This window comes from Arthrobacter sp. MYb224 (genome assembly GCF_002975455.1).
Classification (GTDB): Bacteria; Actinomycetota; Actinomycetes; order Actinomycetales; family Micrococcaceae; genus Glutamicibacter.
This window is the reverse complement of the sequence record NZ_PCPU01000003.1, coordinates 25408-49857: the sequence shown is the minus strand read 5'-3', so window position 1 is coordinate 49857 and position 24450 is coordinate 25408. Positions and strand designations below refer to the sequence as shown.

Here is a 24450-nt window from a genome sequence, read left to right as displayed (position 1 = left end):
GGCCGGCAAGATGCCGGCCCTCGGTTTTTCTACCCGCCGAACGCCCCGCTAGCGCGCTTTAGGTGCGGACAGCACCGTGGCGACGAACAATCCCTGCTCGCTGGGGAAAAGGTGGGTCTGCAGCTTCGGGTCCTCGCGCAGCAGGCGCAGCGCATCGCGGGTGGCGACGGTGGAGGCGCGGCGTACCGCGGGACGCGCGAGGCGGTGTTCATCGAATGCGTTATTCAGCACGATCACTCCGCCCGGACCCACCAGGCGCTTGGCCTCGGCCACGTAGTCCAGCAGCAGTTCCGCGCTGGCATCGATGAGCACCAGGTCATAGGCGTGGTCGGCCAAGCGGGAGAGCACGCTTTCGGCGCGCTCGTTGATGATGCGCACGCGCGCCGAGAGGATTCCGGCTTCGCGCAGGCCCTGGCGCATGGCGTTGGCATGCTCCAGATCCGATTCGATGGCCGTCAGCGTCCCCGTGGCGCCCATGGCTTCGAGCATCGCCATGGAGGCGACACCTACTCCGGAGCCGATCTCGACGATGCTGTGCGGGGCGCGCAGGGTGCAGAGCAAGGCGAGCATCGAGCGCCCGGCCGGATCGATGCATCGAACACCAAGATCCGCGGCCCGCTCGCGTGCGGCAAGCACATGATCGCGCTCGGGCAGCTGGTTTTGGCTGAAGCCCCAGCTGGCGAGGAGTTCTGGATTCATCGAAGGCATGAGTGTGAGGTCCTTGGGGTTGTCTGTCGGGTGGTCCGGAGACCATCGTACCTACCGAGTTGGGCCGATCTTGGACGAACTGCTGGCAGGTGCGCAGGCGATTCTTAGCTTCAGCTCAGCTTTCCGGGTCACAATTGAAGAGTGAACACTGCAAGTAGCCAGCTAATTGCCCCCGTGGACGGCCCCGAAACCGAGACCCCCTCATGGGACTCCATGGTGCACGACCATGGCGAACGGGTCTTCCGTTTGGCGTACCGTCTGACCGGTAACCGCCAGGATGCCGAGGACCTGTCGCAGGAAGCCTTCGTGCGGGCGTTCAACGCGTTGGAGAAGTACACGCCCGGCACCATGGGCGGATGGCTGCACCGCATCACCACCAACCTGTTCCTCGACCAGGCGCGGCGCAAGTCCAAAATCCGTTTTGACCGTTTTGCCGAGGGCGCCGAGGACCGCTTCCCGAGCAACGCGGTCACCCCCGAGCGGGACTTCGAATTCAACAATCTGGACGTCGATGTGGCCAAGGCGCTCAAGGCGCTCGCCCCCGACTTCAGGGCGGCGATCGTCTTGTGCGATATGGAGGGTTTCTCCTATGAGGAAGTCTCGCAGATCCTGAATGTGAAGCTGGGCACCGTGCGGTCGCGCATCCACCGTGGGCGCGCCATGCTGCGCGACGCGTTGGCGCACCGCAACCCGGCCAACCGCGCCCCGTTGACCGTGAGCCTGCCGCGCATCCCGTTGGGGCTGCGCACCGCCAAGCAGGGCTGACGCATAAGTCATCCGCCGTGGCGCGGTGACTTCGACCATTCGAAGCCGACAAGGTAATCTTTCATACGTGGAGTTAATTGGAATCAATGGCGGAGAATTCATTATTCTCGCCATCCTCGCAGTGGTGATCTTGGGTCCCGAGAAGCTTCCGGAGTACGCCAAAAAACTGGCTAACCTGGTCAAGGAACTACGCCGCATGGCCAATGGCGCCAAGGAGCAGCTGCGTGAAGAGGTCGGCGACGAGGTCGCAGACATGGACTGGCGCAAGCTGGACCCGCGGCAGTACGATCCGCGGCGGATCATCAAGGAAGCGCTCGTCGATGAATTCGACGAGGCGGTGAACGCGGCCAAGGCCCCGCCGCACCCCGCGCAGGCCCCGGTGCGAACGGCCGTTGAGACCGCCAAGCAGAAACCGCTGGCGGCCGACGAGCTGGCCCCCTTTGACACGGAAGCCACCTAGAACCTCTAGAAGGACATTGGCAGCGATCGCCCGGCAAGCCCGCGCGGCCGCTGCCCTAATTTCTGCGCCAGCTGGCGCAGGGAACCTGCCACCGGCGACTCCGGGGCGCCCAGCACCACCGGGACCCCTCGATCCGAGCCCACCCGCACCGCCTCTTCCAGCGGCAGCTGGGCGAGCAGCTCCACCGGATATCCGAGCTGTTCGCTGAGCGATTCGCTCAGCCGCAGCCCGCCGCCGGTTCCGAAGATCTCCATCTTGCCGCCGTCGGGCAGGCTCAGGTAGCTCATATTCTCCACCACGCCGATGACCTGCTGCTTGGTTTGCAAGGCAATGGTTCCGGCGCGTTCGGCCACCGCTGTCGCCGTGGCCTGCGGGGTGGTGATCACCAGCAGTTCGCTATTGGGCAGCAGCTGCGAAACCGAGATCGCCATATCCCCGGTGCCCGGGGGCAGGTCCAGCAGCAGCACGTCCAGGTCCCCGAAGTACACGTCGGTCAAGAACTGTTCCAGCGCGCGGTGCAGCATCGGCCCGCGCCAGATCACCGGCTGGTTCGAGTCCAGGAACATGCCGATGGAAATGACCTTCACCCCGTGGGCCACCGGGGGCAGGATCATCTCGTCCACGCGGGTCGGTTTCCCGGTGATGCCCATCAGCGCCGGGATGGAGAAGCCGTGCACGTCGGCATCGATCAGTCCGACCTTCAGCCCGTCCGCGGCCATGGCGGCCGCCAGATTCGCGGTGATCGAGGACTTGCCCACCCCGCCCTTGCCGCTGGCCACCGCGATCACCCGGGTCAGCGAATCCGGGTCGGAGAATACCGTGCGCTTGGCTTGCAGCTTCGCGCGCAGCTCGGCGCGCTGGACCGGGTCCATCACATCCAGCACGACGTTCACCGCCGCCACCTCGGGCAGCGCGCCCACCGCCTTGGCCACGTCGGCCTCGATGGTCGAACGCATCGGGCAGCCGGCGATGGTCAGCAGGATGCGCACCTGCGCGGTGCCCTCGACCAGTTCGGCGGAAGCCACCATGCCCAGTTCGGTGATGGGGCGGCGCAGCTCCGGGTCGATGACGGATTCAAGGGCGCGGTGCAGGGCCGCGGATTGGGTCACTTTGGGTTTGCCTTCCGATGCTGGGAGCGGTTGGAGTCAACCGTGTCGATTAATCCGGTGGACGGATTGCTGTGCTTGTTCTTGCGCTTGGCGCGCAGATGCAGGTCTTCGCCGTCGGTGGTTTCGAGCAGTTCCTCGAGCACATTGCGCAGTTCGGAACGCACATAGTCGCGGGTGGCGACATCGCGCATGGCCAGGCGCAGGGAGGCGAGCTCCCGGGTGAGGTATTCGGTGTCGTAGAGGTTGCGCTCGGCGCGGTTGCGGTCCTCGGTGAGCGAGACGCGGTCGCGGTCATCCTGGCGGTTCTGCGCGAGCAGCAGCAGCGGGGCCGCGTAGGAGGCCTGCAAGGAGAGCATCAGGGTCAGCGCGGTGAAGCCGATGGCCGCGTCATCGAAGCGCCAGGCGGCCGGGGCGACGGTATTCCAGACGAGCCAGAAGGCGCAGAAGATCGTCATGTAGAACAGGAACTGCGGGGTGCCCATGAAGCGGGCGAATTTCTCCGTCGCCGAACCGAAGAGGTCCGGATCGGGGGAGAACTTCGGCCAGAACCGGCTGCGTGCCGAAAGGGGAGTATCCAGCCCGTTGCTCTTGCGCTGTTCGGCCATCCGGTGAACTCCTTTGCTGCTGATCGAGAATGCTGAAGCTTGCCGGCCTAATCCGCCGAGCGCCAGTCATCGGGAAGAATGTGGTCCAGGACGTCGTCGACGGTGATGGCGCCGACGAGCCGCCCCTCGTTGTTGACCACGCCCACCGAGGTGAGGTTATAGGTGGCCAGATGGCGGACCACGTCGGTGATGCTCGACAGGTCCGACATCGGTTCAAGTTCCTTGTCAAGAATATCGCCCAAGGGCTCCGGGGGAGCGGCGCGCAACAGCGCCTGGATGTGAACTTGGCCCAGGTAGCGGCCGGTGGGGGTCTCCAGCGGCGGACGCACCACATAGACCGTGGAGGCCAGCGCCGGGCTGATCTCTTCGAAGCGGACCGAAGCCAGCGCCTCGGCCACCGTGGATTCCGGGGTGAGGATCACCGGCACCGGGGTCATCACCGAACCGGCGGTGCCTTCGGGATAGGCCAGCAGGCGGCGCACGTCCTCGGCCTCCTCCTCGTTCATCAGCTCCAGCAGCTGGTGCTTGGTCTCCTCTTCCACCTCGGCGAGCAGGTCGGCCGCGTCGTCCGGGTCCATCTCCTCGAGCACATCCGCGGCGCGCTCCAGGCTGAGCGCGGAGAGGATTTCGACCTGTTCGCGGTCCGGCAGCTCCTGCAAGACGTCGGCCAGCCGGTCATCTTGCAGATGCGCGGCGACTTCCAGCCGGCGTTTGCCGGTCATCTCATGCAGCGCGTCGGCGAAGTCGGCGGCCTTCATCTCATCGTGGGTGGCCACGAAATTATCCGCGGACTGCGGTTCGCTCTGCGCCCCCTGGCGGATCTCCGCCCAGGAGACCAGCACCTTGTTGCGGCGGCGGGTGCGCAGGCCCAGCAGCGTGCTGGTCGTCTCCAGGCGCTGGACGAAGTACTCGTTGATCTCCCAGTCCCCGCGCCGGGTCTGGGTCAGGCCCACGTCCTCGATCAAACCGCGCCCGGAGGCATCGAGGAAGGTGACCGTGCGGTCGAACATTTCGGCGACGACGAGCATTTCCTGCCCGCGCTGCTGGAAGCGGCGCATGTTGACCAGTCCGGAGCAGATGACCTGGGTGGATTCCATCGACTGGATCCGGGTCATCGGCACGAAGACGCGGCGTTTACCCGGAACTTCGACGACCACGCCGACACAGGCCGGGGCCCGCTGCGGGCCGCGCGAAACGACGACGACGTCGCGTAGCCGGCCCAGGCGATCGCCCAAGGGGTCGAAGACGTCCAGCCCGAGGAGCCGGGCGACAAAGATTTTAGAAACGTGTGCGCTCACCGTTCTAGCCTAGCGTGCAAAGGGGCCGTTGGCGGTGTGCTGGGCCACGAAGCGGCACAGGATTCTTTCACCCTCAGCGATAGTGGGTGTACAACTGGGCGCACTCACAGTATTAGCGTGCACAATATAGGTATGACCTCGCCGCATGGAGTAAATTCAATCAGCCCCAACGGTTTGCCCCGTGGCGAACTGCTTGGGCGCTACACCAGCTATCTGGATGCCCAGAAACTGGTCGACTATCTTGCAGATAACAACTTCCCGGTCTCCGCCGTGAGCATCGTGGGCAACGACGTACGCACCGTGGAACGGGTGACCGCGAAGCTTTCCTACCCGAAGGTGGCGCTGTCCGGCGCGGCGCAGGGCGGCATGATGGGCCTCTTCGTGGGCCTGCTGCTCTCGCTCTTCGGCGGCAGCGGAACCGGCCTGTACCAGATCCTCTCGGCCATCGGCCTGGGCATGGCGATCTGGATGATCGCCGGAGTCGTTTCCTACTCGATGCGCCGGGGCAAGCGCGACTTCGCCTCCTCGAGCAAGTTCGTGGCGACCAGCTTCGACGTGGTCGTGGACTTCGAGCATTCGCAGACCGCCCGGCAGCTGGCCGCCCAGCTGCCGATGCGCCCGCAGCCGGCACCGGGCACCGTGCCGGCAGCGCAGCCGGTACAGCCGCCCGCCGCCCCGGTGGCGCAGCCGCCGGCAGCCCCCGCTGCGACGCAGGCTCCGGCAGCTCCGGCAACGGAAGCAGCGCCCGCACCGACCAGCCAATTCGGCGACCTGCCAGATGGCCGCCCGCGCTACGGTGTGCGCGTGGACGAGCCAAAGCCCGCGGCGCCGGCGCAGCCCGAGGCGCAGGATGTGGCGCAGGCCGAGCCGACGGTGAAGCAGGATGCGGTGCAGCCGCCCTCCGGCGAAGCCGCCCCGGAGACGGCCGGCCAGCCACAGGCCGAAGCCAAGGAATCCGACAAAGAGACCAAGCAGCAGTAACCAAGCGCAGCAAACCCGCCACGAAGTCTTCCGCACCGAGCGGAGCAGCGTGGCGGGTTTTTGCTTGCCCGCTGGTCCCCGCCAGGCAGCCAGCGACGCAAAAAACCAGGGGCAGCCGGGCTTCCGAGGTGGAAACCGGCTGCCCCTGGCAACTGTGCAATGACCGCTGGCGGACTAGCCGCGCAGCTTTGCCATCCACGCCTCGACCTCGTCGGGCTTGCGCGGCAGGGCCGCGGAGAGGTTCACCGCACCATCGGCGGTGACCAGGATGTCGTCCTCGATGCGCACGCCCAGCCCGCGGTACTCTTCCGGGATGGCCAGGTCCTCATTCTTGAAGTACAGGCCCGGTTCGATGGTGAACACCATGCCCTCGACGAGTTCCGCGTCCAGGTAGAGATCCGCACGGGCCTGGGCGCAATCATGCACATCCAGGCCCAGATGGTGGCTGGTGCCATGCGGCATCCAGCGGCGGTGGTGCTGGCCTTCGGGGGACAGCGCCTCCTCCAGGGAAACCGGGAGCAGCCCCCAATCCTGCAGGCGTTCGGCGAGCACGGTGGTGGCGATGAGGTGCAGGTCGCGGAACTTCAGCCCCGGGCGGACCGCGGCGTAGGTTGCATCGGCGGCGTCGAGCACGGCCTGGTAGACCTTGCGCTGCAGCTCGGTGTACTTCCCGGAGACCGGCAGGGAGCGGGTGATGTCCGCGGTGTAGAGCGACTCGGCTTCCACTCCGGCGTCCAACAGCAGCACCTCGCCCTCGTTGACCTCGCCGGTGTTGCGGATCCAGTGCAGGATCGTGGCGTTGTTGCCCGAGGCGGCGATGGTGTCATAACCCAGTTCGTTGCCCTCGAGGCGGGCGCGGGCGAAGAAGGTGCCCTCCACGATGCGTTCCCCGCGCTGGTGGGCGATGGCGGCATCCAGGTTGCGCACGACGTCTTCGAAGCCTGCGATGGTGGCATCCACGGACTTCTGCAGTTCGGCTAGTTCGTACTCGTCCTTGACCAGGCGCAGCTCGGAGACGAACTCGGCGAGCTCGTTATCCAGCGCATCGCTGGCCTCCAGATCCTGTCCGGTGTTGATCCGCGAGGTATCGACCAGCGCCTCGACGTTCAGGTCGATCTCGCGCATCAGGCGGATGCGGATCCCGCCCAGGGCCTGCGGTCCCGAGTTCTTGGTCAGCGCATTTTCCAGCAGATCCAGCGACTGCGTGGAGATGCCGGTGCGGGCGGACATGGTGCTCAGCGTGGGACGCGGGCCCACCCAGAATTCTCCGGCGCGCGAGTCGAGGTAGAAGTCCGAGCTGTCACGGCCCGCCATCGGCGCGAAGTACAAGGTGGCCGCGTGGTTGCCGCCCTGGTCCCCGGCCCCGTCGTCGGTTGGCTCCAGCACCAGGACCGCATCGGGTTCGTGGTCGACGCCCAGACCGGTCAGGTGCGCGAAGGCCGAATGCGGGCGGAAACGGTAGTCCGTATCATTCGAGCGGACCTTTGCCGGGCCGGCCGGAATGACCAGGCGTTCGCCCGGGTAGTGCGCGGAGAGGGCCGCACGGCGGGTGGCTGCAAAGCTTGCGGCAGGATCTGCTGCGGGAAGCTGGGAGGTGTCCGGCGCCCAAGAGGAAGCCATGAACTTCTTGAATGCTTCCGAGGTGGGACGCTGGGAGCGGTTGTTGACGCGATCTTCGAGCGGCTGGTCGTTGCCCGAAGGCGAAGAAACTTGATTGGTCATACTACTTAGTGTGTCACCGATTCGGGTATCCGGGCAAAGTAGCAGTAGGCCAGCTAATCTAGGGATATGCGAATTGACCTGCACACCCATTCAAATGTTTCGGATGGGACGCAACCGCCTGCCGAACTGATCGCGGCCGCGCAGCACGCCGGATTGGATGTGGTGGCGCTGACCGATCACGATCAGACCGCCGGGTGGGGCCAGGCGCGGCAGGCCGCGGCGAAACTTGGTGTGGGTTTTGTCCCCGGAATGGAAATCACCTGCCAGGACCATCAGGGAATCAGCGTGCACCTGCTGTGCTATCTGCAGGACCCCGGCTATCAGCCGTTGCTCGATGAATTGGATCTTTCGCGCAATTCCCGGGTCATCCGCGCCCAGCGCATCGTGGATCGGCTCGCCGAAGATTTTCCGATCAGCTGGGATTTGGTCTCCGAGCATTGCCAGCCGGGCGCCACGGTGGGACGCCCGCATATTGCCGACGCGTTGATTACCGCGGGGGTGGTGGAAAGCCGCAATGAGGCCTTCGCCAACATCCTCTCGGCGCGCTCGCGATACTACGTGGGGCACCCGGCCATCGACCCGCGCGACGCGGTGCGCCTGGTCCTGGAAGCCGGGGGAGTGCCGGTCTTCGCGCACCCTGCGGCCGCCTTGCGCGGACGGGTCGTGCCCGAAGCGACCTTCCACGAGATGATCGATGTGGGACTGGCCGGGGTGGAGATCCACCACCGGGACAACAGCGCGGAAGGCAAGCGCTTCCTGGCCCGGCTGGCCAAGCAATACGACCTGATCGTGACCGGTTCTTCCGATTACCATGGGGCCGGAAAACTGAACCGGCTCGGTGAGAATCTCACCGAGCCGGACATGCTGGATCGAATTATTGCGGCGGGAACCGGAGCTCAGGCCTCTTTGTAGGTGGTGGTTTCCGGCAAGCGGGAACGCATCACCTCGATGGCCTCGGCGTTCTGGTCGATCAGCACGAAGCGCCGATTCAACTTCGCGGCTACCGCACCGGTGGTCCCGGAGCCGGCGAAGAAATCCAGCACCCAGTCGCCTTCGCGCGATGAGGCGGCGATGATCCGACGCAGGATACCTTCGGGCTTCTGCGTCGGGTAGCCGGTCTTCTCCTTGCCGGTCGGAGAGACGATGGTATGCCACCAGACATCGGTGGGCAGTTTGCCCAGGGCGCGCTTTTCGGGGGTCACCAGACCGGGAGCCATATACGGTTCGCGGTCCACCTCGGCCGAATCGAAGTGGTACTTCTTCGGGTCCTTCACGTATACCAAGATGGTGTCGTGCTTCGCCGGCCAGCGGCTTTTGGCGCGGGCACCGTAGTCGTAGGCCCAGATCAATTCGTTCAGGAAGTTCTCGCGCCCGAAAATCTGGTCCAGCAGCACCTTGACGTAGTGCACCTCGCGGTAGTCCAGGTGCACATAGAGCGTGCCGTCTTCGGCAAGCAACCGGTGGGCTTCGTGCAACCGGGGCTCGATGAAGCTGAGGTAGTCATCGAAGCTGTCGTGATAGGAGCGCGCGGCCCCCAGCTCGGTGTTGTAGGAAAGACCCTTGAAGCCCACCCGATCGCCTTCGCCCTCGGCGGCCCGCACCATGGTGCGTTGCGCCCGGGTTTGCTTCCGGCCGGTGTTAAACGGCGGGTCGACATAGATCAGCGTGAAACTCCCGTCGGGCAGTTCCGACAAAGCCTTCACATTGTCACCGTGCAGCACGGTATTTTCCTGCGCCGGAGCGCCCGCGGTGAGTGCGGGCGCTCCGGTTTCGGGCAGGGTGGAATCCTCTGGTTGAGCGAGCACCGTTGGTACTGAATCCTTTCGGAAGAAGAATGGAAACGGAGAACTAATTAGTCCTGCGTTCCACCTTCGGTGCTGCGGGTGCGGCGGCGGGGCCGGCGGCGCGCACGCGATTCCTGCTCGGAGTCGGTGCCGGCAGCTGGCTGTTCCTCGTGCTGGTGGGTTTGGCGGTGGCGTTCGCCCTCGCGCGCCGGGCGGTCCTGCTTGCCCTTGGAATGCCCGTGGCGGCTGGCGCCCTGGTCGCCGGACTGTTCGCCTTCGACGGTGCGGGTACGGCTGCGGCCACCGGTGCTGCGCCTGCGCGGGGTGCGCTCGGTGCGCTCGGCTTGGTCGCGGCGCGGGGAACCGTCGCCCTCGGCCGGCGCGGTCTTCTTTGCACGCTGCAAGCGGCCCTTGGTGCCCTTGGGGATGTCCAGGTCGGCGAAGAAGTGCGGGGAGGAGGAGTAGGTTTCGACCGGCTCGGGCACATTCAGGCCCAGCGCCTTGTTGATCAGCGACCAGCGAGGCACCGAATCCCAGTCCACGAAGGTCACCGCGATGCCGGTGTTGCCGGCGCGGCCGGTGCGGCCCACGCGGTGCAGGTAGGTCTTCTCGTCATCCGGGCACTGCAGGTTCACCACGTGGGTGACGTCGTCCACGTCGATGCCGCGGGCCGCGACGTCGGTGGCGACCAGGATCTCGACCTTCCCGGCGCGGAAGGCCTTCAGCGACTGCTCGCGGGCCCCCTGGCCGAGGTCCCCGTGCAGGGCGCCGGCGTTGAATCCACGGTCGATCAGTTCGTCGGTGAGCTTGGCTGCCGAACGCTTGGTCTGGGTGAAGATGATGGTCTTGCCGCGGCCCTCGGCCTGCAGCAGGCGGGCCACCATCTCGTCCTTGTCCAGGTTGTGCGCGCGGTAGACCAGCTGGCGGATGTTGCGCTTGGTCAGCGAATCGTCGTCGCCCGGGTCGGTGGCGCGAATGTGGGTCGGGCGGGACATGTAGCGGCGGGCCATGGTGATCACGGCGCCCGGCATGGTAGCCGAGAACAGCATCGCCTGGCGCAGCGGCGGCAGGGCGGCCAGGATGCGCTCCACGTCGGGCAGGAAGCCCAGATCCAGCATTTCGTCGGCCTCATCGAGGACCACGGTCTTGATCTGCTTCAGGTTCAGCACGCGCTGGCGGTTCAGGTCGATCAGGCGTCCCGGGGTGCCGACGATCACGTCGGTGCCGGCCTTGAGCGCGTTGATCTGCTCCTCGTACGGGCGGCCGCCGTAGATGGTGGTGATCGAGATATTCGAGTGCTTCGAAGCCTGCGCCAGGTCGGCGCCGACCTGAATGGCCAGCTCGCGGGTCGGAGCCACGATCAGCGCCTGCGGGGCGCCGGGGAATTCGAGCTTCTCATAGCCCTTGTCGCCCTCGCGGATGACGCGCTGCAGCGCGGGGATGCCGAAGCCCAGGGTCTTGCCGGTACCGGTCTTCGCCTGTCCGATGATGTCGTTGCCACCGAGCGCCACCGGAAGGGTGAGCGACTGGATGGGGAATGGGTACTCAATACCTGCTTCGAGCAGCGAAGCGACGATGTCTTCGCGGACCTTGAGCTCGGCGAAGGTCTGCTTGGGAACCTCTACGTCGGCGGTATCAATTGGCTCGGGGAGTTCGACCTGTTCGGTCGATAGCGTCGTGTCGGTCACGATGTGTGTGTTCTCGTTTCATTTGTGGCACCGGTACTGGTGCTGCCAGCCCTGAGCTTCCAGGGGGCCGGCACCTGCCGGTGCGGGTCCAGCGGAGCCGATCGCGTCATACACGTCAACCGCCGCACGGGCGGATGTCGCAATGGTGACCGCTGGGAAGTCACCACGAAACTGTTCTCTTCGTTCAGCACGGTGCGACCGGGCATCCTAAATAGTGATAGCCCAAGCATAGCCTCTCCGCGCCGGATTCCCGTCGGCCGGGGGCGCTAGCCAACGATGTCGAACATGATCTTGCGTGTGGCGGGGTCCGCCGAACGCAGCGTGACGGTGACCAGCGTGCCTGGTGCCGCGCTTCCGGTGAACTGCCCGGTGATCGGTTCGGTGACCAATTGCAGGTTTCCGGGGCGGTCCTTGGCCTCGGTCGAGGCGGGATCGCCATTGTGCGCTCCGGTGGCCTCGCGCAACACGATGGCCTCAAACCTCTCGCCGACCCGGTGCTGCAGGACGTAGGCCTCGATCAGGTTGATGGCCGCCCGGGAGATCTGATTCGCCGAAATTGAACTTTCCCGCATCAGCCCCGGCAACTGCTCCAGCGCTTCGCGCAACTCGTCCGGGATGGGCTTGGCATTGGCTTGCAGGAAGCAGCACAGCAGCACGAAGCGGTCCACCAGGCGGCGCAACGGTGCGGTGGTGTGCGCATAGGGGGCGGCCAGCGCCGCCTGCTCCATCTCGTCTTCGTTTTGCCCGTTGATCACGTCATAGTCTGCGCCGCGGAACAGCGAGGCGGCCCGATGCATGATGACCAGCTGCCGCGGATCATTCACGTCTAGGGTGCGTAGATACTGGCCGTAGTTAAGCTGTCCATCCCAGGGGTGTCCCAGCAGCTTGGTCTGCTCCTTGAATTCTGCCAGGTCCTTCTCATCCGGGGCCGGCATGGTGCGCAGAATTCCGGTGCCGTGATCGAGCATGATCCGGGCGGCGGCCATGCCGGTGAGCAGGGAAATCTGCGCGTTATAGTCTTCCAGCGGCAAGGGCTGGCGGCTGACCAGTTTGTAGCCGCCATTGTCGGGCTCGACCTCTTGATCCGGAAGGTTCAGCGAGGCACCGCCGCGCAGGCGTTCCTGCTCGATGCGCACCGCGCCGATTTGTGCCAGCAGCTCCAGCTGCTCCCCGCCGTGGCCGGAGTCCAGCTTCGCTTGCGCGGAGGCGTAGTCCAGCATTTCCCGGGATTTGATCGTGGTGCGGCGCAGCTGCACGTCAGTGATGGCCCCCGCGGAATCCAGCGTGATAAGCCACAGGAATACCGGGCGGACCGCGCCGGGCAGCAAGGAACCGGCATCTTCTGAAATCAGCGGCGGGTGAAGGTTGATCTTGCGTTGCGGCAGATAGTAGGTCTGTCCGCGTTCCCTGGTGACCTCATCGAGTTTTGAGTTCAAGGCGACGAATGTGGGAACGTCGGCGATCGCATAGTGCACCAGGTAGCCGTCGTCTTTTCGTTCCAGGTACATGGCCTGGTCGAGATCCGTGGCACCCTCGGGGTCGATCGTGAAAAACGGCAGCGCGGTGTCGTCGTGTTCCGGTGCCCGCAAGTTATCGACTGCCTCCTGGGCAGCTTTGAGGGTTTGCTCGTCGAAGGGCGCGGGGACCCCCAATTCGCTTTCCAAGGCGAGCAGCAGCTCGTCCAGATTCGCTGCGGCATGTTTGCGGGGGCTGTGGATTCGTGGATTGGTCACACACCTAGGATTATCACAGAAGAGTGATTCAAACCACGATTAACGCAGCGTGGCCGCCCCCAAATGCCGGGGGCGGCCACGCTAGCGCAGGAAAGTTTGCCTTACTGGGCGAAGCCCACGCGGCGGGCCTCTTCGGGACCAACCTCAACATAGGCGATACCGGCCGCTGGGACCAGCACTTCGCGGCCCTTGGGATCCTTCAGCGATAGCATCGTACCCTCGGAGATCGCCTTGGATAACAGCTCGTTCACTTCGGCGTTGCTCAGCTCGGACTCGAGCACGACTTCGCGGGCTACATTCTGAATGCCAATCCGGATTTCCATGATTGTCAATGATCCTCTCGAAAGAATTACGAGTCCCGTCAGGGGCCTCTGAAACAAATCTAGCTAGTTTTCCTTCGGGAACCGTGAAATTCCGCGCCAAGCTAAACGCGAGATCAGGTCGACTGCGGTTTCCTGGTCCACCGGCTCGCCGCTGGTGGCCCAATATCGTGCCGAAACCTGGGACAGGCCGGCCAAGGCGCGCCCCACAAGCAACCCTTCGTCCTCGTCGAGGTCGGTATCTTTGACAACAACCTTCGAAATCGAAGTTGCCAGCGCATTGTTGAATTCTTCAATGCGTGCGGCGACCAGCGGATCGGAGAGCACATCCGACTCGAAGATCAGCCGATAGGCCTGCGACTCACGTTTGATGTACTGGTAATAGGTGTTGATCGTTTCGAAGACGCGTTGGCGGTTTTCGTTTGTCGAGGAGATTGCGTCATCCAGCAGCTTGGTGAAATCGGCCAGATGCGAGTCGAGCAAGGCCAGATAAAGTTCTCGCTTGCCGGGGAAATGCTGGTAGAGCACCGGTTTGGAGACGAGTGCAACCTCGGCGATCTCGTCCATCGAAGCCCCGTGGTAGCCGTGGGCTACGAATACCTGGTGGGCTGCCTGCAGCAGCTGGCGGCGGCGCGCTTCGCGAGGCATCCGCTGGGTGCGTGGATTCTTGATTTCCCCGAGTTCCGCCATGATGTAGACCTTTCAACCTGCTGCGTGTGGTGGTTGCCGGCGAATGCTCCGCCCGTAAAACCACCACCTACTTGCAAGTAGTATTCCATGTCGCGCCGAAAATATCGCCAGCGACGGCGGGGTGTCTGAAGTGCTTAAGCGCTTTGCTCCAAGGGAAGTACCGGGCAGGCGGCGTTATCTGCAGATTCTGCGTCGACACGCACCGGCTTGGCCGGCGCGGTGGCCGCGGAACCGGAGAGATCCAGCCCGTAGAGGGTTTCGAGGGCTGCCACATATTCGTCGGTACGGCCTTCGGCCGCCAACTCGCGGGCCCGCATGGTTGGCACGTGGAGCAGCTGGCGCATCATCCGGCGCATGGCTAGTTCCACTTCTTCGGCCGCGGCGGTGCATCCGTGCTGCGCGCGGACCTTCGCTACTTCGGCGTCCAATACGGTCTTGGTGTGGGCGCGCAGCGCCACAATGGCGTGGTCCGCTTCGCGCTCGCGCTGCGCGGCGGAGAATTCGCGGGCGGCCTTGGTGACGATCCTGGTGGCGTCGTGCACGGCCAGAGCCTGGTCGTTGGGCGCTGCCATCCGAACCGATTCGAGGGTGATGAGCTCAACGTCGGCCAGTTGCGCAATGGTTGGATCAAAATCGTGGGTCAACGCCATATCGATGGCTATCAGCGGCTGGCCCTCAACGCGCAGTTCCTCCAAGGTATGGCTTTCCAAACGGTTTCCACCGCCGGAACAGCCGACGATGACGTCGGCTTCGCGCAGGGCTTGGGTCAGGTGCTGCTCGCTCAGCGGGAAGCCGCCGCGCTTATCGGTGAAATCCGTGGCCCGGCCCGAGTGGGAGTACACGCTGATGCGCTTGACGCCGCGTTCCTTCAGCAGCGCCATGGTGGCGCCCGCATAGGATCCGGTCCCGAAAAGCACGATGTCCTGGTCTTGCCAGCTGCGGCTGCCATCCATCAGCTCTTCGGCGAGATCCAAGGCCACCGAAACGACGGATTTTCCTTGGGAGCCCAAATCGGTGCTGCTTCCGACATCCTTCGCGGCGCGCGTGGCGTTTTGGAAGAGCCGGGTGAGGCTGCTCGTGGCTGTTTTCTCCTGCTGGGCCTGGGTCAATGCGCGACGGACCTGACCGGCAATTTCACGTTCGCCGACCACGGCGCTGTCCAGGCCGGCGCCCACGGAGAAGAGGTGGTCGATTACCGGTTCCCCTTCCAGGGTGGTCAGCCGGCGGGCGAGGAAGTCCGCGGACAGCTCGGTGTGCGCGGAAAGTTCATTGACCAGATGCTCGGTGGCATCTTCGACGTTTTCCACATCCGCATAGACTTCGAACCGGTTGCAGGTGGCTAGCACCACGGCACCGTTGATAGCCGCCGAACCATTGATGGAAGCGGCGGCTAGCCCGCTGGCCGAAGCGCTCAGTTGCGCCACGGTCTCCAGGTCGAGCTGTGAATGCGATGCGACAAGAGATAAGAAAACCACAATGTTCCAAGAATAGGCCGAATTAGGGCAGCTAAACAACGCAGGCGAACCTAACTGATGGGGGTTTTGGCCCGTAATGTTGCTCACCTTCCCCTGAGGGTGAACGGCACAAATGGGCTTTTACCTGCAAGAGTTGGCATCATTGAATCATGACTCTGTCGCAGAACCATCCCTTCGTTGATGGACGTACCTCCGATTCCGCATTGATCCAGGCCCTGACCGGTCGCACACCGAGCCACCACCCGGTGTGGTTCATGCGCCAGGCAGGGCGCTCGCTGCCCGAATACCTCAAGCTCCGCGAAGGCGTGAGCATGCTTGACTCGTGCCTGGACCCTGCGATGGCCAGCGAAATCACCTTGCAGCCGGTGCGCCGGCACAAGGTCGACGCCGGCATCTTCTTCTCCGATATTGTGATCCCCCTGCGGCTGGCGGGCATCGGCGTGGACATCGTCCCCGGTGTCGGCCCGGTCTTGGACAAGCCGATCCGCACCGCAGAAGACGTGGCCAATCTGCCCGAGCTCACCGATGAATCCCTGGACCCGATCCGCGAAGCGGTGGCGCTGACCGTCGCCGAGCTGGGCAGCACCCCGTTGATCGGTTTCGCCGGGGCACCGTTCACCGTGGCCGCCTACATGGTTGAGGGCAAGCCGAGCCGCGACCACCTGGGCCCACGCACCATGATGCATTCGGACCCCGAGGTCTGGGACAAGCTGATGAGCTGGGCCGCCGACGCTTCGGGCAAGTTCCTGCGCGCCCAGGTGGAGGCCGGCGCCTCCGCCGCGCAGCTGTTCGACTCCTGGGCCGGTTCGCTGTCCCTTCCGGATTATCAGCGGTTCGTCGCCCCGTATTCTTCGCGTGCGCTGGACTTCGTCCGCGATACCGGCGTGCCGCTAATCCACTTTGGCACCGGCACCGGCGAATTGCTGACCGCCATGCGCGACTCCGGCGTGGACACCGTGGGCGTGGATTACCGCATCCCGCTGGAAACCGCGATCGAGCGGCTGGGCCAGAGCGTGTCGGTGCAGGGAAATATTGACCCGGCCCTGCTCACGGCCCCCTGGGAAGTGCTCGAAGCCCACGTCCGCCAGGTCGTAGCCAGCGGCGCCAAGGCCCGCGGGCATGTGCTGAACCTGGGGCACGGCGTGCCGCCAACCACGGATCCGACGGTGCTCACCCGAGTGGTTGAACTCATCCACTCGCTCTAGGCACACAGGGCTAGGCTAGGTTTCAAAGACAGATCTCCGCTTCCGGGACGCGCCGGCAATCCCGGCACGTCCCGTTCGGCGGGGAACATCGAGTTGAAGGTGGAAGGTGCAGCGCCCATGACCAAGAATCAGCGCAACGCCCCGGCGGCAGACAAACAAGGTGCACGTCCGGCGGCAAAAATCCGCCGTGATCTCGCCGGAGACACGGCAGCACATGCCCTGCGCCTGCTGGAAAAGGTCCGCGCGGCCGCGGAAACCCGGGCCTCGAAAGACAGCGCACCGCACGATGCCGCACCGCACGCGATAGTTGTCGGCGGCGGTATCGCCGGATTGGTGGCCGCGCGTGAAATGAGCCAGACCGGATACCGGGTTACGGTCCTTGAAGCCTCGGACAATTTCGGTGGCTGCCTGCGCCGGGTTGAGGTCGCCGGCCTGGCCCTCGACGCCGGAGCCGAGTCTTTCGCGTTGCGCGGCGGCACCGTCAGCGCATACCTCGATGAGCTGGATCTGAGCGAAAAAATCGCCCAGACCTCCGGGGTCGGCGCCTGGCTGATCCAGGGGGACGCCGAAAACGTCGAGGCTAATCCGCTGCCGCCGAGCTCCTTGCTGGGGATCCCCTCGAATATCCGCAGCGATGAGGTGCGCCGAATCATCGGCCGGGCCGCCACCGTGCGTGCCGCGGCCGATCTGGTCACGCCGATGCCCAAGAAGTGGGCCACGGAAAAGCTTTCGCTCGCCGAGGTGGTGCGCCACCGCATGGGGCAGAGCGTGCTTGACGCTTTGGTCGCCCCGGTAGTCAACGGGGTGTATTCCACCGACCCGGCACGGATCGACATCGACGCCGCAGCCCCGGGGCTGCGCGAAGCAATGCAGCGAACCGGATCCCTGGCCAAGGCCGTGGCCCAGCTGCAGGGCGATGCCCCGGCAGGTTCGCGAGTCGCCGGCCTGGACGGCGGCATGTACACGCTGGTGACGACGCTGACCGAGCAGCTGCAGGAATCCTCGGTGGCGCTGGTGCGCAATTCGCCGGTAACCGAGATCCGCCATCACGACGAAGCCGCGCAGCCGTACACCGTGCAGACCCTGGGCCAGGAGCTCGGCGCGGACCGGGTAGTCATTGCCACCGAGGCCCAATCCGCGCTCAAGCTGCTCAACCCGCTGCTTGAAGAGCAGCAGCGCATCAGCGCCGAGGCCGAGGCCAATTCCATCGCCCTGGTGGTGCTCGTGGTCGATAAGCCAGAACTCGACGATGCGCCGCGCGGTTCCGGGGCGCTCGTGGCCAAGGAAGCGCCCTTGGCGGCCAAGGCCATGACCCATGCCAGCGCGAAATGGCCGTGGCTGGCAGAGCAATCCGGTCCGGGCACCCACGTGCTGCGGCTGTCCTTCGGCCGGATCGGGCAGCATGAGCCGCTGGTCGAATCCGGAGACGAGCAGGCGCTGCTTGCGCAGGCAGTCAAAGATGCTTCAAAGATTCTCGGTGTTGAATTGCATCAGGACGATGTCGTGGGAAGCGCCGTGTCGCGCTTCAACGACATGGTGCCGCTGCAGGGCGAGGCCGCCAGCGCACGCCGGGCGCAGGTGAACTCGGCGGTGGAGAAGTTTGATGGTTTGGACCTCGTGGGCGCGTGGCTTGCCGGCACCGGGTTGGCCCGAGTCATCGGACACACCCGGCGGACAGTTGCCATCAGCGCCCGCTAACTAGTTTTAAAGCATGAGATAGATCAGTTGATCAAGGAGAGCACTAAGTGAGCTACGAAGTACAGCACAATTCACCGGTCATGCGAGACCGCGACGCCGCTGGTGAAAACCCGACCATGTTCTACACCTTGTGGACCGTGTTCAAGCGCTCCGCCAACGTGGAACTAGGCGCGGCGGATGTTGCGGCCTTCGACTCGCTGGTCGCCGAACTTGCCGCATCCGGTGTGGCCGTGCGCGGTATCTACGACGTGTCGATGATGCGCGAAGAAGCCGACGTGATGCTCTGGATGCACGGACCGGCCGCCGAGCTGCTGCAGGCCTCGATGCGCCAGCTGCGCCGCAGCTCGCTGCTGGCCGGCACCGAGATCGTGTACTCCACGATGGCCGTGCACCGCGAAGCCGAATTTGCCAAGGACCACTCGCCGGCCTTCGCCCGCGGCCTGGATGCCAAGGAATGGATGACCGTCTACCCCTTCGTGCGCACCACCGACTGGTACACCATGGATCCGGCGGACCGCGGCAAGATGCTGCGCGATCACGGCATGCTCGGCCGCGAATTCCCGAACGTGCTGGCAAATACCGTTGCCGCCTTCGCCTTCAGCGACTTCGAATGGCAGATCTGCCTCGAAGCCGACGACATGATCGACCTGGTCGACATGATGCGCCACCTGCGCTACACCGAAGCCCGCCACCACGTGCGCGAAGAGACGCCGTTCTACACCGGACGGCGTATCTCGGCCGCCGAGGTCATCGAGGTTTTGAAGTGACCCAGGATTTCGATCCACGCACCGGCTATGACGCCAACGGCAAGATGGCGCCGAAAGCCTACGACGCGATTCTGCTCTCCTCCTTCGGCGGTCCCGAAGGCCAGGAGGACGTGATCCCGTTCCTGCGCAATGTCACCGCAGGCCGGGGGATCCCCGACGAACGCCTCGAAGAGGTGGCGGTGCACTACCGCAAGAACGGCGGCGTCTCGCCGATCAACGCGCAGAACCGCGCGCTGCTTGCCGCCCTGCAGGCCGAACTGACCGCGCGTTCCATCGGGGTGCCGGTGTACTGGGGCAACCGCAACTGGCACCCGTTCGTCAACGACACGCTGAAGCAGATCGCCGAGGACGGGCACCGCAAGGTGCTGCTGCTGGGCACCGGCGCGTACACCGGCTACTCGGCCTGCCGCCAGTACCGCGAAGACCTCGGCATGGGACTGCGCGATACCGGGCTGGAGGGTGTGCTGGAAGTTGACAAGCTGCGCCAGTTCTTCGACACTCCGGCCTTCGTGCAGCCCTTCATCGAGGGGCTGGGGGCCTCGCTGGCCGAGGTGCGCGAACAACTTGCGGCGAAGGACAATGCCGAAGGCAAGATCAAGATCGTCTTCGTGACGCACTCGATTCCGCGGGCCGACGCGGACGCCGCGGGACCTGCTCAGCTGCGCGCACAGGCGAGCGAGAATCTCTATACCGCCCAGCACCGTGCGGTCGCCGAGCATATTCTGGCCAACGTTCCCGAGGCCCAGGGCCTGGAACACAGCCTGGTCTACCAGTCGCGTTCCGGGGCCCCGCACGTTCCGTGGCTGGAACCGGATATCAACGACGCGCTGGCCGAGGACGCCGCCGCCGGGGTGGCCGGGGTCGTGGTGGTGCCCATCGGGTTCATCTCCGACCACATGGAGGTCTTGTGGGATCTGGACACCGAGGCCAAGGACAGCTGCGCCGAACTGGGGTTGGCCTTTAGCCGGGTCGCAACTCCGGGAACGCACCGGGCTTTCGTCTCGGGCCTGGTCGATCTGCTCGAAGAGCGCCTGGCAGATGCCAACGGCCAAGCGCTGCGCGCAGGCCGGATGAGCGCCGTTGCCGGTGGACCATGGTTTGACGTGTGCCGCCCGAATTGTTGTGAAAAGCGCGCGTTGGACGGCTCCTTGCGTCCGACCATCGCTGCGGTCGATTCCGAAGTGGGGGTGCCCCAGGCATGAGCGAGAGCTTTCGTGTAGGTACGCGCGGCAGCGCGCTGGCGACCACGCAGACCGGGTGGGCCGCCACGCGCTTGGCCGAAGCCTCCGGGCTTCAGGTGGAGACGATTCTGGTCAAGACCGAGGGAGATGTGATCACCGGGCCGCTCTCGCAGCTTGGCGGTACCGGGGTCTTCGCCGCCGCCTTGCGCCAGCGGTTGCTGGACTCGGGCTGCGATCTGGCGGTGCATTCGCTGAAGGATCTGCCCACCACGCAGCCCGAGGGCCTGGTGCTGGCCGCCATCCCGGAACGTGAAGACATGCGCGACGCCCTGTGCGCCCGCGACGGGCTGACGCTCGCCGAACTGCCCGAAGGGGCGAAGATCGGCACCGGTTCGCCGCGCCGCGCCGCGCAGCTGCTGGCCTTCCGCCAGGATCTGCAGATCGTCGACATCCGCGGCAACGTGCCCACCCGGCTCGGCCGGGTGAAAGGCACCGGCGCCACCCATGACGACGGAAGCGTGGGGCGCAGCGTGCAGGGTGACCTGGACGCCGTCATCCTCGCCGCCGCCGGCATGCGCCGGCTCGGCCTGGAAGCGCACATCACCGAGTACCTGGATCCGGCCATCATGCTGCCGGCCCCCGGGCAGGGGGCGCTGGCCTTGGAGGTGCGCGCCGCCGGCTCGGATCACCCGGCCCTGGATCGGGCGCTGGCCGAACTGGACCACCTGCCAACGCGCCTGCAGGTCGAGGCCGAACGTGCGCTGCTGGCGGCTTTGGAAGCCGGCTGCGCGGCGCCGATCGGCGCCCTGGCCCGGGTTCAGGGCGGCACGCTCGTCTTGGAGGCGGTCGCCTGCAACCCGGACGGCTCCGAAACCATGCGCCGCAGTGCCCGAGCAGACGCGGCCACCGTAGCGGAGGCACGCGAGCTTGGACGCGGTCTGGCCGAATCGATGATCGCCGACGGCGCGGCGGTAGTCGCAGGCTTGGCTTAATTGCGACCATGAGCTATCAGGCGTTGATCCTGCGCGACGCGGCGCGAGCCGCGGCTACCGTGCGGGAATTTGAGCAGCTGGGCATCGAATCTTGCTGTGCCCGGCTGATCGACACCGTCTGGCCCGCGGATCGCAGCGAGCTGTCCCGCGGCGTCGCGGCACTGGCGGCGGGCTCCTACCAGTGGCTGGTACTCACCTCGGTGAATACCGTGGAGGTGATCGCCACCTTGCTGGCCGGACGCCCGCTTCCGCCGCGGCTGCGCGTGGCGGCGGTGGGAACGAAGACCGCCAAGGCCGCCCGCGCGCGGTTGGGCTTCGATGCGGATTTTGTGCCTACGGAGCAGTCCGCGGCCGGAATGCTGGCCCAGTGGCAGCTGGAACCGGGGCAGAAGATCTTCTATCCGCATGGGGACCTGGCCAGCTCGACGCTCTCGGCCGGGCTCGGCGCCCATGAAGTCCACGAGGTCCTGGCTTACCGCACGGTTGCCGCCGGCAGCGGGGGAGCACCGCTTACGGCGGTGCCGGCGCCACCGGGAATTCGCGTGCTCGCCCCGGAAGAGATAACCGGGCAGCTGGATCGGCTGGATCTGCTGGTGTTTAGCGCACCAAGCATCGTGCGCCGATTCGTGGAGCTAGCCGGTGACCGGTTGCCCGAGCGGGTGAAAACCGTTGCCATCGGCCAGCCTACGGCCGCGGCCTTGCGCGCGGCCGGGTTGCGCGTTGACGCCATCGCCGGGGAACCGACGCCCGCCGGTTTAGCTCGCGCGGCCCAAGAACTTTTGCACAATGCGAATCATCAATTTTAGAAAGAAGTGACATGGCTTTCCCTCAGCACCGACCTCGCCGGCTCCGGCAGAATCCTGCAGTTCGCCGACTCGTCGCGGAGTTCGAGCTGTCCTCGCGTCAGTTGATCCTGCCCGCCTTCGTCCGCGAGGGCATCGGCGAGCCGAACCCGATCAGCTCCATGCCCGGGGTCGTGCAGCACACCATGGATTCGCTCAAGGCCGCCGCGGCGGATGCCGCCGAACGGGGCCTGGGCGGCATCATGCTCTTTGGCATCCCGGAGGACCGGGACGAAAACGGCAGCGCCGGAATCGACCCGAACGGCATCTTGAACCGGGGCATCGCGGCCGTTCGCGAAGAGGTCGGCGACGAGCTGGTCATCATGTCCGACGTGTGTCTGGACGAGTTCACCTCTCATGGCCACTGCGGCGTGCTTGATGCCCAGGGCCGGGTGGACAACGACCGGACCCTAGAAATCTATGCCGAGATGGCGGTAGTCCAGGCCGAGGCAGGGGCGCACATCCTGGGCCCTTCTGGCATGATGGACGGGCAGATCGCGGTGATCCGCGAGGCCCTGGACCAGGCCGGCCAGCAGGACGTGGCGGTGCTCGCCTATGCGGCGAAATACGCCAGCGCCTTCTACGGCCCATTCCGCGAGGCCGTCGACTCGCAGCTGCAGGGGGATCGCCGCAGCTATCAAATGGACGCCTCGAACCGCCGCGAGGCGCTGCTGGAGGTCGAACTGGACCTGGCCGAAGGCGCGGATATGGTCATGGTCAAGCCCGCCATGAGCTACCTGGACATCGTCTCGGATATCGCCCAGCTATCCCCGGTGCCGGTCTCCGCCTACCAGATCTCCGGAGAATACGCGATGATCGAAGCCGCGTCGGCCAACGGCTGGATCGACCGCCGCGCCGCGGTGCTCGAATCCCTGCTTTCCATTCGCCGGGCCGGCGCCCAGCAAATCTTGACCTACTACGCAGCCGAAGTCGCCGGCTGGTTGAACGAAGGAAAAAAATAAATGTCGAATTCCGAGAAACTTTTCACCGAGGCCCGTGACGTCATGCCCGGTGGCGTGAACTCGCCGGTTCGCGCCTTCGGCTCCGTCGGCGGCGTGCCGCCGTTCATGGTCGGCGCGAAGGGCGCTTACCTCACCGATGCCGATGGCAAGGAATACGTTGACCTGGTCTGTTCCTGGGGTCCGGCCCTGCTGGGGCATGCCCACCCGGAGATCCAGTCGGCGGTGCACGCCGCGGTCGACCGCGGGTTGTCCTTCGGCGCCTCCACACCGGATGAGGCAAAGCTCGGCCGGCTGATCAAGGATCGCATGGGCGGCGTGGACCGCGTGCGCATGGTTTCCACCGGCACCGAGGCCACCATGACCGCCGTGCGCCTGGCCCGCGGCTTCACCGGCCGCGAATTGATCATCAAGTTCTCCGGCTGCTACCACGGCCACCTCGACAGCTTGCTTGCGGATGCCGGCTCGGGCGTCGCCACCTTGGCGCTGCCGGGTTCCGCCGGGGTCACCGCGGCCACCGCCGCCGAGACCCTGGTTTTGCCGTATAACGACCGTGCCGCCATCGACGCGGCGTTCGCCGCGCATGGGGCGAATATCGCGGCCGTGATCACCGAATCCGCACCCTGCAATATGGGCGTGGTGGTACCGGAGGAGGGGTTCAACAAGTTCCTGAAGGACACCACCGCCAAGCATGGCGCGCTGCTGATCCTCGACGAGGTACTGACCGGATTCCGCGCTTCGTCCTCCGGGTACTGGGGCTTGACCGGCAAGGAAGAGGGCTGGAACGCGGATCTGTACACCTTCGGCAAGGTCATCGGCGGCGGCTTGCCGACCGCGGCCCTGGGCGGCCGCGCCGAGGTGATGGATTATCTGGCTCCCTTGGGCCCGGTCTACCAGGCGGGAACCCTCTCGGGTAACCCGGTCGCCATGGCGGCCGGCATCGCACAGCTGACCCACGCCACCGAGGAGGTCTACGCACACATCCTCAAGGCGTCCACCGCGCTGGAAGGCGCGCTGCGCGAGGCCTTTGACACCGCCGGGGTGGACCACTCGATCCAGCGCGTCGGTTCGCTGTTCTCGGTGGCCTTCGGCACCTCGGCCAAGGGCGTGCACAACTACGCCGACGCGCAGGGGCAGGAAGCATTCCGCTACGCGCCGTTCTTCCACTCGATGCTCGACTCTGGCATCTACCTGCCGCCAAGCGTGTTCGAGGCTTGGTTCCTCTCCGCGGCACACGACGACGCAGCCATGGAGAAGATCTTCGCGGCACTGCCAGCGGCCGCTCGGGCAGCCGCTGCGGCCACCGCATAGTAGCCATCAGCACCAAGAGGCCACGGTAGCCGCTCGCCCCATCCGGGCAGCGGCTACCGTGGCCTCTTGCTATCCTGGGCCGGGAACTGGGCAGCCGCCGGCGGTCCCTGATAGCTTGGCCCACAGCATCAGCATCAGCAACGGCAGTGAAAACCAG

General features: G+C 65.4%; 23 protein-coding genes. 12 read left to right on the top strand and 11 right to left on the bottom strand.

Translation table 11 applies throughout. From position 1 onward, the window contains the following. Nucleotides 1–48: 48 nt before the first annotated feature. Complete coding sequence (locus CQ017_RS06155; RefSeq protein ID WP_105553016.1) at nucleotides 49–708, bottom strand: O-methyltransferase; 660 nt, start codon at nucleotides 706–708, stop codon at nucleotides 49–51. Nucleotides 709–849: 141 nt separating this feature from the next. On the opposite strand from CQ017_RS06155, the gene sigE reads away from it, so the two are divergent. Together sigE and CQ017_RS06145 are read left to right on the top strand one after the other, a co-directional pair. Beyond that, the gene (gene sigE / locus CQ017_RS06150; RefSeq protein WP_255248371.1) at nucleotides 850–1473 is read left to right on the top strand and encodes an RNA polymerase sigma factor SigE; all 624 of its coding nucleotides are present in this window, start codon (nucleotides 850–852) and stop codon (nucleotides 1471–1473) included. 67 nt (nucleotides 1474–1540) lie between these two features. Continuing rightward, nucleotides 1541–1933, top strand: a complete 393-nt coding sequence (locus CQ017_RS06145; protein ID WP_105553015.1) for a sec-independent translocase — start codon at nucleotides 1541–1543, stop codon at nucleotides 1931–1933. A 5-nt stretch (nucleotides 1934–1938) separates the two neighbouring features. Here the strand turns inward: CQ017_RS06145 and CQ017_RS06140 are convergent, their stop codons facing one another. Genes CQ017_RS06140 through CQ017_RS06130 form a run of 3 tightly spaced genes read right to left on the bottom strand, consistent with a single transcriptional unit; the run spans nucleotide 1939 to nucleotide 4945 of the window. Next, nucleotides 1939–3042, bottom strand: a complete 1104-nt coding sequence (locus CQ017_RS06140; protein WP_258133520.1) for an Mrp/NBP35 family ATP-binding protein — start codon at nucleotides 3040–3042, stop codon at nucleotides 1939–1941. Continuing rightward, complete coding sequence (locus CQ017_RS06135; RefSeq protein WP_096284564.1) at nucleotides 3039–3647, bottom strand: DUF1003 domain-containing protein; 609 nt, start codon at nucleotides 3645–3647, stop codon at nucleotides 3039–3041. The genes CQ017_RS06140 and CQ017_RS06135 overlap by 4 nt, the downstream gene beginning before the upstream one ends. A 47-nt stretch (nucleotides 3648–3694) precedes the next feature. Beyond that, on the bottom strand, nucleotides 3695–4945 hold the full coding sequence (locus tag CQ017_RS06130) for a magnesium transporter MgtE N-terminal domain-containing protein (protein WP_105553014.1): 1251 nt from the start codon (nucleotides 4943–4945) through the stop codon (nucleotides 3695–3697). A 132-nt stretch (nucleotides 4946–5077) separates the two neighbouring features. Between CQ017_RS06130 and CQ017_RS06125 the strand changes: the two genes are divergently transcribed. Beyond that, nucleotides 5078–5926 (top strand): general stress protein, encoded by an 849-nt coding sequence (locus tag CQ017_RS06125; protein ID WP_181150505.1) that lies wholly within the window; start codon nucleotides 5078–5080, stop codon nucleotides 5924–5926. Nucleotides 5927–6100: 174 nt separating this feature from the next. On the opposite strand, the gene CQ017_RS06120 is transcribed toward CQ017_RS06125, so the two are convergent. Continuing rightward, nucleotides 6101–7648 carry an aminopeptidase P family protein gene (locus CQ017_RS06120; RefSeq protein WP_105553013.1) on the bottom strand — a complete coding sequence of 516 codons (1548 nt, stop codon included), beginning with the start codon at nucleotides 7646–7648 and terminating at the stop codon, nucleotides 6101–6103. 66 nt (nucleotides 7649–7714) lie between these two features. Here CQ017_RS06120 and CQ017_RS06115 point away from each other — a divergent pair, with 66 nt between their 5' ends. Beyond that, complete coding sequence (locus CQ017_RS06115; protein WP_096284570.1) at nucleotides 7715–8560, top strand: PHP domain-containing protein; 846 nt, start codon at nucleotides 7715–7717, stop codon at nucleotides 8558–8560. On the opposite strand, the gene CQ017_RS06110 is transcribed toward CQ017_RS06115, so the two are convergent. The 6 genes from CQ017_RS06110 to CQ017_RS06085 all read right to left on the bottom strand — a co-directional run bounded on the left by CQ017_RS06110 (nucleotide 8545) and on the right by CQ017_RS06085 (nucleotide 15338). Continuing rightward, the gene (locus CQ017_RS06110; protein WP_105553334.1) at nucleotides 8545–9426 is read right to left on the bottom strand and encodes a site-specific DNA-methyltransferase; all 882 of its coding nucleotides are present in this window, start codon (nucleotides 9424–9426) and stop codon (nucleotides 8545–8547) included. The genes CQ017_RS06115 and CQ017_RS06110 overlap by 16 nt on opposite strands. A 74-nt stretch (nucleotides 9427–9500) precedes the next feature. Then, nucleotides 9501–11120, bottom strand: coding sequence for a DEAD/DEAH box helicase (locus CQ017_RS06105; protein ID WP_105553012.1), 1620 nt, complete (start codon nucleotides 11118–11120; stop codon nucleotides 9501–9503). Nucleotides 11121–11386: 266 nt separating this feature from the next. After that, on the bottom strand, nucleotides 11387–12853 hold the full coding sequence (locus CQ017_RS06100; protein ID WP_105553011.1) for an RNB domain-containing ribonuclease: 1467 nt from the start codon (nucleotides 12851–12853) through the stop codon (nucleotides 11387–11389). A 101-nt stretch (nucleotides 12854–12954) separates the two neighbouring features. Then, a complete protein-coding gene (locus CQ017_RS06095) occupies nucleotides 12955–13176 on the bottom strand; it encodes a DUF3107 domain-containing protein (RefSeq protein WP_096284576.1) in 222 nt (73 codons plus the stop codon). A 63-nt stretch (nucleotides 13177–13239) separates the two neighbouring features. After that, nucleotides 13240–13863, bottom strand: a complete 624-nt coding sequence (locus tag CQ017_RS06090) for a TetR/AcrR family transcriptional regulator (RefSeq protein WP_096284578.1) — start codon at nucleotides 13861–13863, stop codon at nucleotides 13240–13242. A 134-nt stretch (nucleotides 13864–13997) separates the two neighbouring features. Continuing rightward, complete coding sequence (locus tag CQ017_RS06085) at nucleotides 13998–15338, bottom strand: glutamyl-tRNA reductase (RefSeq protein WP_105553010.1); 1341 nt, start codon at nucleotides 15336–15338, stop codon at nucleotides 13998–14000. 149 nt (nucleotides 15339–15487) lie between these two features. Between CQ017_RS06085 and hemE the strand changes: the two genes are divergently transcribed. The 8 genes from hemE to hemL all read left to right on the top strand — a co-directional run bounded on the left by hemE (nucleotide 15488) and on the right by hemL (nucleotide 24293). After that, entirely contained in the window at nucleotides 15488–16543 is a 1056-nt protein-coding gene (hemE, locus tag CQ017_RS06080; RefSeq protein WP_096284582.1) for a uroporphyrinogen decarboxylase, read from the top strand. 117 nt (nucleotides 16544–16660) lie between these two features. Beyond that, complete coding sequence (hemG, locus tag CQ017_RS06075) at nucleotides 16661–18241, top strand: protoporphyrinogen oxidase (RefSeq protein WP_105553009.1); 1581 nt, start codon at nucleotides 16661–16663, stop codon at nucleotides 18239–18241. An 80-nt stretch (nucleotides 18242–18321) separates the two neighbouring features. Next, nucleotides 18322–19008, top strand: a complete 687-nt coding sequence (hemQ, locus tag CQ017_RS06070; RefSeq protein ID WP_096284654.1) for a hydrogen peroxide-dependent heme synthase — start codon at nucleotides 18322–18324, stop codon at nucleotides 19006–19008. After that, on the top strand, nucleotides 19005–20210 hold the full coding sequence (locus tag CQ017_RS06065) for a ferrochelatase (protein WP_258133519.1): 1206 nt from the start codon (nucleotides 19005–19007) through the stop codon (nucleotides 20208–20210). The genes hemQ and CQ017_RS06065 overlap by 4 nt, the downstream gene beginning before the upstream one ends. After that, entirely contained in the window at nucleotides 20207–21181 is a 975-nt protein-coding gene (gene hemC, locus CQ017_RS06060; RefSeq protein WP_105553008.1) for a hydroxymethylbilane synthase, read from the top strand. The genes CQ017_RS06065 and hemC overlap by 4 nt, the downstream gene beginning before the upstream one ends. 8 nt (nucleotides 21182–21189) lie before the next feature. Further along, nucleotides 21190–21987: a uroporphyrinogen-III synthase gene (locus tag CQ017_RS06055; protein WP_105553007.1), complete on the top strand. Its 798-nt coding sequence runs from the start codon at nucleotides 21190–21192 to the stop codon at nucleotides 21985–21987. Nucleotides 21988–21998: 11 nt separating this feature from the next. Continuing rightward, a complete protein-coding gene (gene hemB / locus CQ017_RS06050; protein WP_105553006.1) occupies nucleotides 21999–22985 on the top strand; it encodes a porphobilinogen synthase in 987 nt (328 codons plus the stop codon). Next, entirely contained in the window at nucleotides 22986–24293 is a 1308-nt protein-coding gene (hemL, locus tag CQ017_RS06045) for a glutamate-1-semialdehyde 2,1-aminomutase (protein ID WP_096284592.1), read from the top strand. It abuts the gene before it with no gap. Nucleotides 24294–24450 lie beyond the last annotated feature (157 nt).